Origin of the sequence: Paenibacillus sp. NPDC057967 (genome assembly GCF_042887015.1) — a bacterium.
Lineage (GTDB): Bacteria > Bacillota > Bacilli > Paenibacillales > Paenibacillaceae > Pristimantibacillus.
In genome coordinates, this window is record NZ_JBHVQB010000008.1 from 223,143 (window position 1) to 241,328 (window position 18,186).

Annotated in this window: 9 protein-coding genes; all 9 read left to right on the forward strand. The window is 52.8% G+C overall.

Translation table 11 applies throughout. The annotated features are described in order from the left end of the window. Positions 1–152 precede the first annotated feature (152 nt). Positions 153–7,379 carry an alpha-amylase family glycosyl hydrolase gene (locus ACFVSO_RS21400; RefSeq protein ID WP_387477321.1) on the forward strand — a complete coding sequence of 2,409 codons (7,227 nt, stop codon included), beginning with the start codon at positions 153–155 and terminating at the stop codon, positions 7,377–7,379. Between the two features lie 465 nt (positions 7,380–7,844). Further along, a complete protein-coding gene (locus ACFVSO_RS21405; RefSeq protein ID WP_387477323.1) occupies positions 7,845–9,536 on the forward strand; it encodes a sensor histidine kinase in 1,692 nt (563 codons plus the stop codon). Positions 9,537–9,547: 11 nt separating this feature from the next. Beyond that, positions 9,548–11,170, forward strand: a complete 1,623-nt coding sequence (locus ACFVSO_RS21410; protein ID WP_387477325.1) for a response regulator — start codon at positions 9,548–9,550, stop codon at positions 11,168–11,170. A 288-nt stretch (positions 11,171–11,458) separates the two neighbouring features. Next, the gene (locus ACFVSO_RS21415) at positions 11,459–12,382 is read left to right on the forward strand and encodes an ABC transporter permease (protein ID WP_387477610.1); all 924 of its coding nucleotides are present in this window, start codon (positions 11,459–11,461) and stop codon (positions 12,380–12,382) included. Positions 12,383–12,399: 17 nt separating this feature from the next. Beyond that, a complete protein-coding gene (locus ACFVSO_RS21420; protein ID WP_119801886.1) occupies positions 12,400–13,284 on the forward strand; it encodes a carbohydrate ABC transporter permease in 885 nt (294 codons plus the stop codon). A 58-nt stretch (positions 13,285–13,342) separates the two neighbouring features. After that, the gene (locus ACFVSO_RS21425) at positions 13,343–14,845 is read left to right on the forward strand and encodes an ABC transporter substrate-binding protein (RefSeq protein ID WP_387477327.1); all 1,503 of its coding nucleotides are present in this window, start codon (positions 13,343–13,345) and stop codon (positions 14,843–14,845) included. Between the two features lie 15 nt (positions 14,846–14,860). Then, positions 14,861–15,676, forward strand: coding sequence for a sugar phosphate isomerase/epimerase family protein (locus ACFVSO_RS21430; protein ID WP_387477329.1), 816 nt, complete (start codon positions 14,861–14,863; stop codon positions 15,674–15,676). 14 nt (positions 15,677–15,690) lie between these two features. Continuing rightward, complete coding sequence (locus ACFVSO_RS21435) at positions 15,691–16,818, forward strand: Gfo/Idh/MocA family protein (protein WP_387477331.1); 1,128 nt, start codon at positions 15,691–15,693, stop codon at positions 16,816–16,818. A gap of 14 nt (positions 16,819–16,832) precedes the next feature. Further along, complete coding sequence (locus ACFVSO_RS21440) at positions 16,833–18,044, forward strand: MFS transporter (protein WP_387477333.1); 1,212 nt, start codon at positions 16,833–16,835, stop codon at positions 18,042–18,044. The last annotated feature ends 142 nt before the right edge of the window (positions 18,045–18,186 follow it).

Consider the following 18,186-nt stretch of genomic DNA (forward strand, 5'->3'; position numbering starts at 1 on the left):
CAGCGCTTTATTTTGGAGCTTAAAATTGACGGTAAGCAAACGCTTTCAAGTTGATTTTTGCCATTTCGGCAGTCCGGATTTAGATACTTGGGTTCGTTTGTTTTTATTTTGCGCATGATGCAAACGTTTGCGCAGAGAAAGGGGACTAATGCATGGCTATGATGAACAAGTTCAGAAGGCTGATGGCGATTGTCTTGATCGCGGCGCTGACCTGGACGACGATGGGCATTCCGCCCGCACAGGCGAGCGGCGAGCTGCCCGGCAAGGTGACTGTGGTGGGTACGCTGCAGACAGCGCTTGGCGCTGCCGGAGACTGGGACCCATCTTCGGATGATACGGCAATGACTTATGCGGGAGGAGGAGAATATCGGCTTACCGGCACGCTGCCTGCAGGGGATTATTCGTACAAGGTGGCGCTGAACGGCACGTGGGACGAAAGCTATGGGCACGGCAACTATACGAATCCGGCTGGTGTAGAGGACGGCGGCAATATTGTGCTTCATCTCGCTGAAGAGACGGAGGTCACATTCTACTACAACCATACGACCCGGAAAATTGCAGATTCCACGTACTACTTGCCGCTGCCAGGGGAGCAGACTCCGAGAGTAGTGGGCGACCTGCAGACGGCGATCGGTGATGCGGGCAATTGGAGCCCGGCTGACGCGTCGCTTATGCTGACAGATGAAGATTACAATGGCGTGTATGAAGCAGTCGCGACGCTGCCTGGCGGCAGCTACGAGTATAAGATCATTCTCGGCAACAGCTGGGATACGGCGACCGCTTATCCTGGCTCGAATGCTGTATTGGCGCTGCAAGAAGAGCTGCCGGTTACGTTCACCTACGATGCGACAACGCATGAAGTTAATGCCCGCTATAACGTACCGGTCGATCCCGACACGGACCCGGTACCGGAGGGGCATCTTCGTATTCACTATCAGCGTGCGGACCTAAGCTATGATGGCTTCGGCTTATGGCTATGGGATCACGTAGCTTCGCCATCGGCGAACTGGCCATCCGGCGCAACAGCTTTCCCTGCAGACAAGCAGGATAGCTACGGCGCTTATGTCGATGTGCCGCTTGCTGATGACGCGACGAAAGTAGGATTCCTGATAGTGCATCGTACGACGGGAGAGAAGGATGGCGGCGACAAGTCGGTTGTGCTGTCATCCGTTGCGAACAACCAGATTTGGATCAAGCAAGGCGACGATAAGGTCTATTCTTCGCCGACTGGCGAAGTAGCCAAGGCTATTGTAGCGGCGGAGATCATATCGGACAACGAATTGCTGTTAGGCTTCACGACGACAGAAGGCATGCAAGCAGAGGGCTTGCTTCAATCGGTCATGATAGAAGACAAGAACGGCGATCCGCTGACAGCGGCTTCGGCAACGATTACCGGTCAGACGACTGTTCAACTGACGCTGTCCGGGAACGTTGATCTGGAGCTGGCGCCGTTATCTGTAACCTATGAGGGTAGAACGGTTGCGGCGAATGTGAGCTGGAGGCTGATCGATCATAAGTATGCCTACAATGGCAATGATCTTGGTGCGACCTACCATAACGGCATTGTGACGCTGAAGCTGTGGGCGCCTAAGGCAAGCGAAGTAACCGTGAGCTTCTACGACAAGAACGATGCCACGAAGCTTGTGGGCACGGCAGAGCTTACACTAGGCGAGCATGGCGTATGGGCCGCAACAGTGGCTCCAAGCGGCTTGTCTGGCGGCTCGGTCACCGATCTGCGCGGCTATTATTATCAATACGAAGTGACAAATGACAGCGTAACGAAGCAAGTGCTTGATCCGTACGCCAAATCAATGGCCGAGTTCCGCGTCAATACGAAAGGCGAGGCAGGTCCGGATGGCGATACAGTGGGCAAGGCTGCCATTATTGATTTGAGCGGCACAGACCCGGCTGGCTTCGGCTATGCATCCATCGACGGCTACGGGCAACGCGAGGATGCGATTATATGGGAGGCGCATGTTCGCGACTTCACCTCCGATCCGTCCATTGAAGGCGATCTGGAATCACGCTGGGGCTCGTACAAGGCATTTGTCGACAAGCTGCCTTATATCCAGTCACTCGGCGTCACACATATTCAGCTGCTGCCGGTTATGGCTTGGTACTACGGCGATGAAGCAGCGATGGACGTGCGCGAGCTGTCGTATTCCGCCAAGGACAATGAATACAACTGGGGTTACGACCCGCATAGCTATTTCTCGCCTGACGGCGCTTATTCCGAGAATGCGAAGGACCCTGAGCTTCGCGTGAAGGAACTGAAAGAGCTGGTCCATGCGATTCACGAAGCAGGCATGGGCGTGGTGCTGGACGTCGTCTATACGCATATGGCGAAGTCGGATTTCCTGAATGACATCGTTCCGAACTATTATGCTTTTCAGCGTCCTGACGGCTCGTTCATCGGAGGCTTCGGCAACAACCTGGCGACTAATCACGCCATGGCCGAGAAGTTGATGGTCGATTCCGTGAAGTATTGGTTTGACGAATACAAAATTGACGGCATGCGCTGGGATATGATGGGCGATGCGACGTATCCTTCCGTACAGAAGGCGTACGATGCGGCTGCTGAGCTGAATCCGAATGCACTCTTTATCGGCGAAGGATGGCGCACATTCGCCGGACACGAAGCTGATCCGTCGCTCGCCGGCATGGGCGCCGACCAGGATTGGATGGATAAGACGGATGATGTCGGCGTATTCTCCGACGAGATCCGCAACGAGCTGAAGTCCGGCTTTGGATCTGAGGGCGAGCCGCGGTTCATTACAGGCGGCGCCAGAAGCATCCAGACCATCCTGAACAATATTAAAGGACAGCCAAGCAACACGGCTTTCGACGATCCGGGCGACATTGTGCCGTATATTGAGGCGCATGACAATCTGCCGCTATACGATGTAATTGCACAATCGATCAAGAAAGACCCTGCCATTAAGGAAAATGATCTGGAGATCCACCAGCGCATTCGACTTGGCAATCTGCTCGTATTGACATCGCAAGGTACGGCTTTCCTTCATGCCGGCCAAGAGTATGGTCGTACGAAGCAGTGGCTGGCGCCGGGGACACCGGAGCATAAGTACCACGCGCTGGAGGATCAGGAAGGCCAGGTATTCGGGTATTTCGTCCATGACTCCTACGATTCGTCAGATGCAATCAACATGTTCGACTGGACGAAGGCAACAGATGAGACGGCCTTTCCGGTCAACCATGTGACAAGCAAATATACGAAAGGGCTGATCGAGCTTCGCAGACATACGGATGCGTTCCGTCTGGGCGATCAGGATTTGGTGAACTCCAACGTTACACTGATCGATGCTCCGGAGATCGGGGACACTGATCTTTTGATCGGCTACAAAAACATCGCCATGGACGGAACAGGCCATTACTATGTCTTCGTTAATGCCGACGATGAGAGCAGAACGTTGACGCTCCCGGCTGACTTGACGGGCGGTACGGTCATTGTCGATAACGACGAGGCTGGCACGGTAGCCGTATCCGATCCATCGGGCTTTACACTAACAAAACAGTCGCTTACAATCGATCCGCTAAGCGCGGTCGTTATCCGTATGGATGCGGCGGCACAAGCGCTAGTATCGATTCAGCTAGATAGCAGCAAGCAGACGATTAAGGTTGATGGCAGCCATACCGTCTCGGTGTACGCTCAGTACGAGGGCGGCAGCCGGGAGAAAGTGAAGAGCGGGGCAAGCTTTGTCTCCGACAAGCCAGCCGTAGCGACCGTGTCTTCAGCAGGCGTCATTCAGGCAGTCAGCCCGGGCCGTGCGACGATTACCGTCGAATACAAGGGCTTCCAGGCAACGGTGCAGATTGAGGTTGCCGAGCCAAATACGGTTCGTACGCTTCAATTCAACTACATTCGTCCTGATGGAGACTATAAGGACTGGAACATTTGGGTGTGGAACACGGGCGCGCAAGACGGCGAGGTGTTGTTCGATAAGATAGAGAACGGCATCGCCACCGCTACTATTGAATTACATGATGATGCCATCGGTGTCGGCTTCGTCCTTCGCAAGGGTACGGACTGGGATACGGCGAAGCAAGATATTCCGTATGACCGTGTCATCCCGCTGACCGATGGCGACCGCTACATGAAAGTGAATGTGAATAGCATGGTCGGCGAACTGGACGTATTCCCGTCCATCTACGGTCCTTACCTGCATGACGGGAATATCACGTTCCGCTATCGTGACGCCAGCCTGTTCAGCAAGGGGCTGATGGATACAATAGAAGGTGTTCAGGTGAAAATCGGCGGCAAGTCGTATGATATGGCTTACGACGAATCCAGAGAATGGTTCACTTATACGCTTCGGAATGTATCTCCGGGCAACTATGAATACAGCTATCTGGTTGCGAAGGACGGCGGGACTACAGAAGTAAGCGACCCGGCGAACACACAGGACGGCAAGTCCGAGGTTGTGTATAAAAAGCCGGCCGTTACGCTCTCGGGCAACGTAAAGCCAGGCGCCATTACGTATGACGAGAATGCTGTGCTTCGCATCAGCGCTGCCAGCGCGGAGCCGCTGGCATTCCGCGAGGGCTATATGGACCTGACCGCATTGGGCGGTTCGGCAACGGCACCGTTCAACGTGGAGCTGATGGCTCATACGATTGCCGTGAAACAATCGGTAACCGCAGGCGTAAAGACCATACCGGTGACACTTGTGGACCAATATGGCAATGCGTATACGCAGCGGATTCAAGTAACGGTCAAACCGAGAACGTTCGCAGGGGATCTGGATTTCGACTGGGATGAGTCGCGTATTTACTTCCTGCTGACGGACCGTTTCCATGACGGAGACGAGACCAATAACATCAACGTAGACAAGTCGCATCTGGAAGCTTATCATGGCGGCGATTTCAGAGGCCTAATCGACAAGCTCGATTACTTGGATGAGCTGGGAATCAACACGCTCTGGATTACGCCAATTGTAGACAATATCGACTTCAACCAAGGTACCGGCTTCGGCGGCAAGCAGTATGGCTATCATGGCTATTGGGCGAAGGACTTCACAAAGCTCGATGAGCATTTGGGCGATATGGAGACCTTCAAGGAACTGATTGAGAAGGCGCATGACCGCGGTATCAAAATCATGGTCGATGTCGTCCTCAATCATACTGGCTATGGCTTGAAGCCCGGAGACAATCAGCCAGGCGTGACGGAGGAAGACAAGGCGCGTTTTGCAGATATGCTGCGGACGAACGGCTTGTCAGCGAACATTAACCCGATTAAAGGCGAGCTTGACGGCCTGCCGGACTTTATGACGGAGAATGCCGACGTGCGCGAGCAGATTATCGAATGGCAGACGGGCTGGCTGGAGAGAGCCAGAACGGATCGCGGCGACACCATCGATTACTTCCGTGTCGATACGGTGAAGCATGTGGAGACGACGACTTGGGTCGCATTCAAAAACGCGCTGACCGCCATCGATCCAAGCTTCAAGCTGCTGGGCGAATACTTCGGCGGCACGGTGGAGGGCGACGGCGGCATGCTGGCAAGCGGCCAGATGGATGCGCTGCTCGACTTTGGCTTCAAGGCGCAAGCGAAAAACTTTGCCAATGGCAGCATCGACGCGGTGGACGCGTATTTGCAAGACCGTGAATCCAAGCTGTCGAATACGACAATGATGGCACAATTTCTGAGCAGCCACGACGAGGACGGCTTCCTGTCCCATTATGTGGATGGCGACAAGAGCAAGTTGATGATTGCGGCCGCACTGCAAATCACCGCGAAGGGCATGCCGGTCATCTACTATGGCGAGGAGCTCGGCCGTTCTGGCGCGAACGCACGGGATATGAGCCAGGGCCAATTCAGCGAGAACCGGGGCGACATGCCTTGGGATCGCTTGGACGAAGAGCAGAAGCTGCATGAGCACTATACGAAGCTGCTCAATATTCGGGCGAAGCACTCCAAGCTTTATGCTAAGGGAGAACGCTTGAAGCTGGCAGGCTCGGATGAGCTGGGTTATCTGGCCTTCAGCAAGAAATACGGCAATGACAATATCGTAACGGCGATTAATACGGCTGAAGAAGCGGCAGTCGTGACGCTGCCTGTTCCATTCGTGCCGGGTACGACGGCAGTGGATGAGTATAGCGGCGATACGTATATCGTCTCGGCCAACCGCACCGTTGCAATTGAGCTTCCAGGCCGAGCAGACGGCGGAACGGTCATTCTGAGCGGTGTCTCGCCGAAGCCTCCACAGCAAGGCGGCGGTGATCCGGTTATGGAGACCCCGCAATGGCCAGGAGCAGACGTCATTCAAGACAGCGTACTCACAACGGGAACAGAAGGCAAAACAACGGTCAAACTGTCAAGCGGCAACACCTCCGCTATTCTTCCTCTGCAAGCTGCCAAGCTGCTGGGAGACCGCGATCTGGAGCTGGCAGCTGACGGGCTGACTGTCCTGTTGCCCAATGAAGTGCTAGCCGCTGCAGCAGCAATGCTGCCTGCTGGCAATTCGGCTGAGAATACGGTCCTCCGATTCCAGGCGAAGCCGTTGACAAACGGGGAGCTTGAAGCGCTGCTTGGCAAGCAGGACCGGGAAGGCTGGTCGTTCAAGCAAGGTTCGACCGCTTACGCCTTCCGCATCTCTCTCCTTCAAGGCAATAGTGAAGTAGGCGTGCTATCGCAGTTTGAAGAGCCAGTTACGGTCACCTTTGCCGTAGAAGCAGGCATCAATGGTGAGCTAAGCGGGATCTACTTCATCAGCGAGAACAGCACCGCAACTTATGTAGGCGGAGACCTGCATGAGGGAGCTATGACGGCGAAGCTGAATCACTTTAGCGCGTATGGCGTGCTGGAAGCCGACCGCAGCTTCACCGATGTGCCAAGCAGCCACTGGGCGATGCAGGCCATTAAGTCTCTAGCTGTGAAGGGCATTATCGAAGGCATGAACAGCAAGCAGTTTGCGCCGGAAGCCCAAGTGACGCGCACCCAATTCGCGACGATGCTCGTCCGGGCGCTGGATGGAGAGGCGGGCAAGAAAACTGCGACAGGTGTCTTCGCCGATGTGCCTCAAGATGCTTGGTACGCGCCATATGCGGAATCAGCCTTCCGTCTTGGTATCGTAACGGGCCGCACTAAGGAAAGATTTGCGCCGAATGATGCAATCACTCGCGAAGAGATGGCGGTCATGCTGCTCCGCGCTTATCGCGCAATGGAAGGCAAGGCGACATCTAAGAACGCGCCATCCTTCGCCGATCAGAACCAGATTAGCGATTGGGCACTGGAGGACGTCCGTACAGCCGCCGAGCTTGGTCTTGTGCAAGGACGTACAGGCGAACGCTTTGCCCCGCAAGAGAATCTGACGCGCGCAGAGAGCGCGCAAGCGATCTACAATGTACTGAACCGCGAATAAGCGGATGCCGCACAGCACAACTGTTGCTGAAATACAGAGAGAACCCCGATCATTGGTCGGGGTCTTTTTCATGTGGGACATCCCTAAAGGTTTAAGCTATTTCAGGAGCATTGCATCATTTGCCCATATAATAGTATTGGAATTATAGAGGGAGCGGTCCTATGATAAAACAAACGAGGTCCAAACTTATTATGCCGAAAAGTCTCCCTTCCACAGAGAAGTCTCTCCATTCGAGGCTGATCTGCTAGGTGTGGATATAGCCGAATGAGCATGGGGCCGGCATACCCGGGAGTTAAGTCCCTTTTTGCCATTCGTGGAGGGCTCCGTCTTCACTCTGCCGCGGTTGGCGCCGATGGATTTTATGTAAGCGCTCACTTAAATCGGCATATCGTCATAAAGGAAGATTAGCTATAACTTTACAAGCATGAAGCGGCAATACGCTTCACATCGGGGGGAGAGCGTGTTATGAAATGGGCGCACAGGCTGTCGAACAAGTCCATACGCTTCAAGCTGCTGGTCGGGTTTCTCTTATTTGTCATTCCGCTTCAGCTGCTTCTGATCTTCGATAACTATTACGCGATGAGGGTCGTAAGCGAGCAAGTAGCCAACTCCAACCGTAATCTGGCCGCCCTCTATATGGATCAGATTGACCGAAATCTGGAGGAAGTGGACAAGTATTTGCGAACAACGGTCGCTTTTGAAAGCGATTTAATTATGTTGGATAATTCGAGGGAAACCAGCAGCGATAACTATTATTTGGCCAAAATCAACTTGTTCAACAAGCTGGAGCGCGATATCAATACGTACAAGGAAATGGATTATCTGTTCGTCTATTCCTCCGTCAATCAGGAGCTGATTACGAATCAGCCGCCGGGGGAGACCATGGATCGGCTGAAGGAGGTTCGGGAGGGCATGACGGACATGCTGCTGGAGCGGGAATTGTGGCCGAAGCAGGCATTCGAGAAGTGGTTCCCCTACCAGCTTGGCGAGGACTATTACATTACCAAAATCCAGAAAATTGGCAATGTCTATATTGGGGGCTGGGTGAAGGCCTCGAAGCTGATGAGCCCGCTGGGCTTGCTGGATATGGGGCCAGAAGGAAAGTCGCTGCTGGTGACGGATAGCATGGTGCCGATGAACGGAGTCATGCCCAGTGACAACGGGGAGGATTACCTGCAAGTCAGCACTCAGTCTGAGCAGGGGCAGTTCTCATTGCTTATCTTGATTCCGTACAACGTCATACTGGAACATTTGCCATTTCTCCAACGCATCTGGTATGTAGTCATTCTAGGGGCGCTCATTATATTGCCGATCTTCTATATGTTCCTGCGGCAGAACATTCTAATCCCGATCAACCGGATCGTGACGGTTATGCGCAGGGTACGCGACGGCAATCTGGATCAACGGGTCGAGCGCCATCCCGTCTCCTCGGAATTTGAATTGATGAATGACGTGTTCAACAGTATGGTGGATCAGATCAAAGCGTTGAAAATCAATGTCTACGAAGAGAAGCTGCTTAGCCAGCAAGCGGAGCTGAAGCATCTACAGCTGCAGATTAATCCGCATTTTTTCTTGAATGCGCTGAATACGATTTATAACCTGGCTCAATTCCGCAACTATCAGCTGATCCAGGATATGTCGGACTACTTGATTCAATATATGAGATTCATGTTCCAGAGCAATCTGAAGCTGGTTACAGTGGCGGATGAGATTGCGCATACCCGCAATTACTTGAACATTCAAGCGATGCGGTTCCAGGACGGCTTCACGTACGAAATTGGCAGCGATGATGAGTCGCTCATGCAGGCGCGCATTCCGCCGCTAATGATTCAGACGTTCGTGGAGAATACGATTAAGCATGCGATTACGATGGATGAGCCTATTCATCTAAGCGTTGATATCAGGCGGGATGAGCCGGATGGGCTGCGCTTGATTATTCGGGATACCGGGCAAGGCTTCCCGGACGAGGCGCTGGGCAAGTGGCAGCAAGAACCCGCCGCGGAACATCATGGAAGCGATCATATCGGCATATGGAATGCAAGACGGCGACTTCGGCTCATCTATGAGGACAAAGCTCAGCTACAATTGTCCAATCATCCGGACGGTGGAGCGAAGGTCGAGATTCGGCTTCCGCTTCTGCTCGAAGACCAGCCCTAAGGAGGGATACGATGTATCAATTATTGATCGTTGACGATGAGATCCATGCGGTAAGAGCCGTTCAAGGGGGCGTGAACTGGGAGGAGCTGTCGATCTCCCGTATTCATATCGCCCACAATATGAAGCAAGCGAAGGATATCTTCGCGGAGCATCCCATTGATATTATGATTTGCGATATTGAAATGCCACAGGGAAGCGGCATTGAGCTGCTGTCGTGGGTGAGGGAGGAGCATGCGCTCACGGAATCCATCTTTCTCACCTGTCACTCCAACTTTGATTACGCGAAGGAAGCACTGCAGCTGGGCAGCCTGGATTATATGCTGAAGCCGGTCAAGTTCCAGGAGCTTCGGAGCGTGGTGCAGAAGGGAGTCGAGAAGGTAGGCGAGAAGCGGGAGCAACATATGAGCAAGGCGGAGGGGCAGTACTACTCCATGCTCTGGCAGACGCATCGCCCCGTCTTGATGGAGCGCTTCTGGCATGACGTGATGGACCGCCGCCAATCCTCGCATCCTGATCGCATACGGGACGCGCTCCATAGCCAAAGCCTGCCGATCAAGGAGACGGAAGCCTTCTTGCCTGTATTGGTCTACGTACAGCGGTGGGCGGAGAAGCTGAGCCTTCGCGACGAGAAGCTGATGGAGTACGCGCTTCGCAATACCGCAGACGAAATCATTTGGCGAGGCTGCGAGCACCGTCCGTTTGTACGCATGAGTGGTGATCTGTATGTCGCCATTCTGCCCGCAGACCCTCCGGGAGACGAGCGGGAATGGCTGAGGGAAATATTGATTGACTATATTGCGGCCTGCAATCGCTACTTCCGCTGCGACATCTCCTGTTACATCGGCGAGCCCGGTATGCCGCATGAGATCGCCACGCGGTATGACAGCCTCATTCGGATGAAGGACAATGTGCTGAACCGCAGCAATGACGTCCTCTTCTGGAGCGAGGAGCTCGTCAGTTCGCAATCGATCGACGTGATTCGTATGAACGTGTGGCTGAAAATGCTGGAGCAAGGCGCTTATGACGCCATTCTCTCGGAGTCGGAGCATTATTTGCAATCGCTGCAGGAGGTAGGCTGTCTGAAAGCGGAGGTGCTGCAGCAGTTTCTCCAGAATTTCCTGCAGATGCTGTATCACTTCTTTCAGTACAAAGAATGGCAGGCTTATCAGGTGCTTGGCGAGGAAGTGTCGCTGGAGCGCATGTCGCAGGCTGTTCGTTCGCTAACGGATCTGCAGATATGGACAAAAACGTCGTTGACCCGGACGATCGTCTACGCCCGCAATACAGAGGACAATGCGACTGTGATGGATAAAGTAAAGTCCTTCATTTCGCAGCATGTCAGCCAGAGCATCTCTCGTGAGGATATTGCGAGGCATGTGCATCTCCATCCTGACTATTTGTCGCGGCTGTTCAAGAAAGAGATCGGTCAATCGATCGTAGAATATATATTGGACGAAAAGATGGCTATTGCGAGAGAGCTGCTGACCGGCACGGAGCTGTCCGTCAGCGATGTCGCTTCGTCTGTAGGGTATTCAAATTTCTCCTACTTTTCGAAGGTGTTCAAGAGCAGCGTTCAGATGAATCCGAATGAATATCGCAAAGCAGCAAGAAAGGCGCCCGGCAGGAAGCCGTAATATCGGCGGGACAGAAAGCCGGGCCGTCGGCAAGAGTCGGCGGTGCGGCAGGCCAAAGGCAAGACAGACAGGAAAGAATCAACAGTGCGGCAGAACAGAAGCTATACCATCCAGAACGGACAAGCCGTTCCCATAGCAATTCCCTTACCCCATTCTGACGAGAAGTCAGAATATTGCGATGAACTGGTCAGTATGTTGGCGGTTAGCGCTTACATGATCCTCTACAATAGGTGTTGTAGCCGGCGTTACGATCATGTGAAAGAGGGAGGGAGGCTGGCCATGAAGGCGATGGCTAACGGGAGTACCCTGAAGAAAGCTATGAAATACAAGATGTTGTACATCATGTTAATTCCCGGCATTGTCTATCTGCTGATTAACAACTATGTGCCTATGCTAGGAATGATCATCGCGTTCAAGGACATCAACTTTGCAAAGGGGATTCTCGGCAGCGACTGGGTAGGCTTCAAAAATTTCGAATATCTGTTCAAGACAGCAGATGCCTACATCATTACCCGCAATACGATTCTGTACAACCTCGTCTTTATCGTTGTGAATCTGGTGGTTGCGGTTGGACTGGCGATTCTCTTGAATGAAATGAAGAACCGGTTTCTGTCGCGGTTCTATCAAAGCGTCGTCTTGCTTCCGTATCTGATTTCATCAGTTATTATCGGTTATCTGGTATTCTCGCTGCTTAGTGCAGAGACGGGATTAATGAACAAGACGATCATGCCTTGGCTCGGCATTGATCCGGTTATGTGGTACAACGAGCCTGGGTATTGGCCTTACATTCTAACCTTTGTGAAAATATGGAGCACCGCAGGATATCTATGCATTATCTACTTCGCGGCTGTGGTCGGCATCGACCAGGAGTATTACGAAGCGGCGACGCTTGACGGGGCGAACAAGTTCCAGCAGATCCTGAAGATTACGATCCCGTTAATTACCCCGGTCATTGTCATTATGACGCTTATGCAGATCGGACGTATTTTTTACTCGGACTTTGGCTTGTTCTATCAAGTAACCCTGGACTCGGGCGTGCTGTTGCCGACGACCAACGTTATTGATACCTATGTCTATCGTTCCTTGCTGCGCAATGGCGATATCGGCATGTCATCCGCTGCCGGACTGTACCAGTCCGTGGTTGGATTTATCATTATTCTGGCATCCAATTATGCTGTGAAAAAAATTAATCCGGATAATTCGTTGTTCTAAGGGGGGAGACAGAGACTATGCGCGCCAATCGATTGGAACAGACGGTTATTCATATCATTTTCTTTCTTTTCGCTTGCATCTGCTTAATTCCGTTCGCTGTGCTCATCTCCGCTTCCTTGACTAGCGAGAGCGCGATTATCCAGAATGGCTACTCCATCTGGCCTAGCGTGTTCAGCGTGGAGAGCTACCGCTACTTGCTGAAGGAGCCGATGATGATTCTGAATGCATACGGCATCTCCATCTTCGTCACGGTGCTTGGTACGGCGGTAAGCCTGATCATGATGACCTTGCTGGCGTATCCCATCTCCAGAAAGGATCTGCCGTTCCGTAACGTCATCGCATTCATTGTGTTCTTCACGATGCTCTTCAATGGCGGTCTCGTGCCAACGTATCTCATGTATACAAATGTCTTCGAGATCAAAAACACGCTAACCGCTTATTTGGTGCCGGGCCTGCTAGTCAGTGCGTTCTTCGTCATCCTGATCCGGACCTTCTTCACGATGAACATTCCGACAGAGGTCATCGAATCAGCGAAGATCGACGGCGCGGGAGAGTTCCGCATCTTCTACGGCATCGTGCTTCCGTTATCGAAGCCCGTGCTGGGGGCCGTAGGCATCTTCCAAATTATCAACTATTGGAATGACTGGTTCAATGGGCTGATCTATATTACCGACAGCAAGCTGCATAGCATACAGGTCATGCTGAATACGATTTTGCTTAACTCGCAGTACCTGATGACGAATGTTCAGGCGGCGGACAACATGGTTGAGGCCGGGGATATTCCGAGTCATGGCCTGAAGATGGCCATTGCGGTAATTGGCGTCATTCCAATCTTGATTACGTATCCGTTCTTCCAAAAATACTTTGCGAAGGGACTTACGGTTGGGGCGGTAAAGGGCTAGTGCCCGGATGAGAATAGCAACGACATACGAATGGCCAAAAAAAGGGGAGGCTTGGGATATGTTCAAAAAAATCAGCACAACGGTATTGGCACTGACGATGACGGCAAGCTTGGTGCTTGCAGGCTGCGGCAAGTCGAATGAGCCCGCGAATAATGGGCAGAACGGGACGGACGACGGAGGATTGCCGCCTTACGAGATTAATATGGTGTTCTATGGCCCGCCGCAGAAGGATCTGGACGAGGTTGCGGCAGAAATGAGCAAGATCACGAAGGAAAAGATCAATGCGACGGTGAAGTTAGTCAGAATTGAACCCGCTGCGTGGGCGGAGCAGTCCATTCTCATGCTGACGGGCAATGAACAAGTCGATTTGATTGTGACTGGCGGAGGTGATTATTCCAGGCAAGTGGCGCAAGGGCAGCTGGTGGCGCTGGATGAATTAGTCCAGAAGCACGGGCAGGGTATCGTGAAGGCGTTCGAGCCTGAGGTGCTGGGCGCGTCGAAGGTGAACGGGCAAACCTATGCCATTCCGACCAACCGGGATTTTGCATCCCATCCCATTATACTGATGCGCCAGGATATGCTGGATAAGTACAAGCTCGACATTAGCAACATTAAGACTATTGATGATCTGGACGCTATCTACAAAGTTATTCATGAGAATGAACCGAATGTCAATGTACTGGGCAAAGCAAGCGCAGCTGCCTCTATTGCGAACAGGCTGCTTGAGACCAGATGGGATATCCTTGGCGACTACATTGGCGTACTGCCTAATCTGGATGAGCTGAAGGTTGTTAATCTGTACGAGACGCCGGAGTATGCCGATATGCTGAATACGATCAGAAGATGGTATCAGGCCGGCTACATCCATAAGGATGCGGCGACAAGCAAGGAGACAGCGGTTGATTACATTAAGGCAAATATCGGATTCTCGGTTATCAATAAAGGAAAGCCGGGCGCGGTCGGTCAGACGGAGAACAGAGTCGACACAAAGCTGGCTTCGGTGGATATCGGCTCGCAGATTACGAGCACTACCTCCATTACAAGCATTATGCTCGGCATTCCGACCAACTCGAAGGACCCGGATCGGGCGATGATGTTCCTGGACCTGCTATACTCTGACCCGGATCTCGTCAACCTGATCAACTGGGGCATTCAAGACAAGCATTACGTCAAGGTCGGAGACAGCTCGATCGACTTCCCGCCGGGTGTGGACGCTTCCAATAGCGGATTCAACCTCAGACAAGGCTGGATGTTCGGCAATCAGCTCTTATCCTACACTTGGGCGACGGATGTGCCGAATCTGTGGCAAGAGATGGATAAGTACAACCGAGAAGCGAAGAAGTCGGCAGCGCTGGGCTTCACCTACAATCCGATTCCGGTGAAGACAGAGCTGGCAGCCATTACGAATGTTACCCGCCAATATGCAATGGGGCTGGAGACCGGCACGATTGATCCTGAGGTGAATCTGCCGAAGTTCATCGCCGCTCTGAAGGCCGCTGGCATTGACAAGGTGATTGCAGAGAAGCAGAAGCAGCTGGACGAGTGGGCCAAAAATAAGTAATCGGGAGGCAATTCTATGAAGCTTTCAATCGGTGGATATTCATTCAACAATACGTTTGTGGAAGGCAAAATGGATATATTCGGCTACCTGGAGACAGTCAAGTACCGCTATGGACTGGACACGGTCGATCTGTACAACGGCTTCTTCGTGGATAAGAGCAAGCCGGTCTGGAAGCTGGCCGATGAGGATTATCTGGTGAAGATTCGCGAGGCGCTGGATGAGAAGGGGATGACGGTCGTCAACTTTGCAATCGATACGGCCTCCCTATGGGATACGGACGAGGAGAAGCGCGAGCTGCAGTACCAGAACGCGCTGGAGCATCTGAAGGCTGCGAAAATATTGGGTGCCAAAACGGTCCGCATCGACACTGGGGGCTCGTATTCCAAGGAAGAGAATGGCGACTTCTATGAGATGAGCAATGAGCAATACGAGCATTTGGTGACGAGATACCAGGAGTATTGCAAGATTGGCGCCGACTACGGCTTCAAGGTTGGTCCCGAGAACCATATGGGACCGTCGCTGAACCCGCACTTTCTGAAGCAAATTGCTGAAGGCATTAATCATCCGAACTTTGGTGTGCTGCTTCATGTGGACCGCTGGAAGGTTGATCCGGCGCGCGGCGATGAGATCATCGCCCCGTGGGCCTGCCATATTCACTTTGGCGGCAATACGCTAGCGATGGAGGAACGTGCGACGGCGATTGCGAAGATGCTGGTCGGTACAGGCTACGATGCTTATTGGGCAGTCGAGCATAATGCTCCGAGGAATCAGTATATCGAGGTGGAGTGGACGCTAGCCGCGATGAAAAAAGTATTGGGCAACGTACAATAGGAGGCGAACGCAGCGTGAGCAAAGTTAGAATCGGTATTGTCGGCGTAGGACTAATCGGACAGACACACTTGAGCAACTATGCGAAGATCCAGGACGCCGAAGTGGTGGCGGTCTGCGATATTAATGAACAAGCGGCGCAAGCCGTGGCTAGCCAGTTCGGTATTCCGGATGTGTATACAGATTTCCGCGAGCTGCTGAAGCGGGATGACATTGATGCCATCGACGTCTGTCTGCATAACAACTTCCATGCCCCGGTGACGAACGAGGCGCTTCAAGCCGGGAAGCATGTATACTGCGAGAAGCCAATCGCGGGTACGTACTACGACGGCGTAACGATGCTGGAGACGGCTAAAGCCACTGGTAATATGCTTCATATTCAGCTGAATACGTTATATAAGAAAGAGACAAAAGCGGCGAAAGCCTTAATCGAGGAAGGAAGCCTAGGCAAGCTGTATCACGCCAGATCGACCGGCTTCCGCCGCCGCGGGCGTCCGTTCGTGGACGGTTACGGAACGAAGTTCTTCAACCGCAAGGAGACGGCTGCGGGCGGCGCACTGCTGGATATGGGCGTCTATCACATTGCACAGATTCTGTATCTGCTTGGGGTTCCGACGCTGAAGAGCGTCTCCGGCAAGGTGTATCAGGAGATGGATATGAACGAGGCAAGACGCGAGGAATCCCAGTTCGACGTAGAGGAGCTTGGCCTTGGCTTCGTCCGCTTCGAGGAAGGCGTGACGCTTGACCTGATCGAGGCGTGGTCGGTCCATATGGGCGGCTTCGAGGGCTCCAGCGTGCTGGGCAGCAAAGGCGGGGTTCGCCTGCCTTCTTACTCCTCCATCTCGCAGACAAGCGCACTGACCTTCCATACGACGGTAGCCGACATGGATCTGGACAGCACGGTTAATCTGGATGACATGGATCTGCGCTGGGGCAGGCTGAAGCCGGATTATGACGCTTATGCCTCCTCACAGCAGCATTGGATTGCTGCGATTCAAGGCCGAGTGCCGTTGCTCCCTACGGCGGAGATCGCGCTGCAGACGATGCTGATCAGCGAAGGTGTATACCTGTCGGATCAACTGGGACGTGAAGTGACAGCAGAAGAAATTATCGCGCATTCACAATCTACCAATGTCTTAGTATAAGGGATGAAGGGAACATGTCGGACCACACGATAAGCCGTAATATGCTGGGAATGCTGAAGGTATTCAACTTTGTGCTCTATGGGGCCCTTGCGATCTACAGCACGTTCTTTGCGCTCTATCTCAAGGATATCGGGCTTTCCAATGTACAGATTGGATTACTGGTAGCAGGCGGCCCGCTCATCGGGCTGGTAGCCAATCCATTCTGGGCGTATTGGGCGGATCGTCTTCGCAACAACAAACGTATCCTGATTATTTGCTTAATCGGCAATTTCGTCTGTATGCAGTTCGTTTTCATGACGGAATCTTATACGTTGATCTATACGCTTATGCTGTTTTATTTCGCCTTCCAGAGCCCGCTGTTCACGCAGAGTAACAGCCTCATTCTGAATGTCATCGAAGGAACGAACCGTAAATTCGGGGAGTTCCGGGCATGGGGCTCGCTGGGATGGGCGCTGATCGCAGTCGCAGCGGGGCCGATCATCGGCTGGCTGGGTATCAGTAAGCTGTGGATCGTATTCGATGTGATGCTGCTGTTCGCTATCTTCTTTACCTTTCTCATGCCAAGCGGCAATGAAAGACCGCTGAAGCAGAAGTTCTCGAATAAAGGGTATCTGAAGGTATTTCAGAACAAATATTTTCTCATGTTTGTGTGCCTGGGCGTCCTGATCTCCATTCCCAATTCAATCAATATGACCTTCCTTGGCATCTACATTAAGGGCTTGGGGGGAACGGATACGGTTGTGGGATGGTCCGCCTTTGCGACGGCGATTCTGGAAGTGCCCGTGTTCCTGCTGCTGGATAAATACTTGAAGAAGAATTCCCGTACGATGCTGGGCTGGCTGGTCATTATTAGCGCTCTCTTTTCGGTTCGATGGCTGCTCATGTCCCTTGCAAGCTCAGCGATTCAAGTGATCTTCATCCAGCTGCTGCATTCTATCACGTTCGGCGGGTACTACTATATCGGTACGCAGCTTACATCCCATCTGGTGCCTGCCGAATACCGGTCGAGCGGCCAGGCCGTCTACGGTCTGACATGGGGCGGCGTATCCGGTATTGTCGCCGGGGTGCTTGGCGGCTGGATGTTCGAGAACTTGGGCGCATCGACGCTGTACCGAATTTGTTTTGCCTTTACATTATGCGGCGTGCTCGGTTTCTTCCTGCTGAGGCAGCTGTTCCTCAGAGCGGAGAATTCACTCGGCGCATCCAATAGACAACAGATGATGTAAGGATAGGGAAATAGGTGAGAGTTGAGAAACCCGTAAGCCGGCGCTCCGCGTGGAGCAGCCGCTTACGGGTTTTCGGCGTGTCCGGGTAGGCAGTGACGTTCATTCAGGGTACACTAGTCACTAGTAATCATAGGTATTGGGA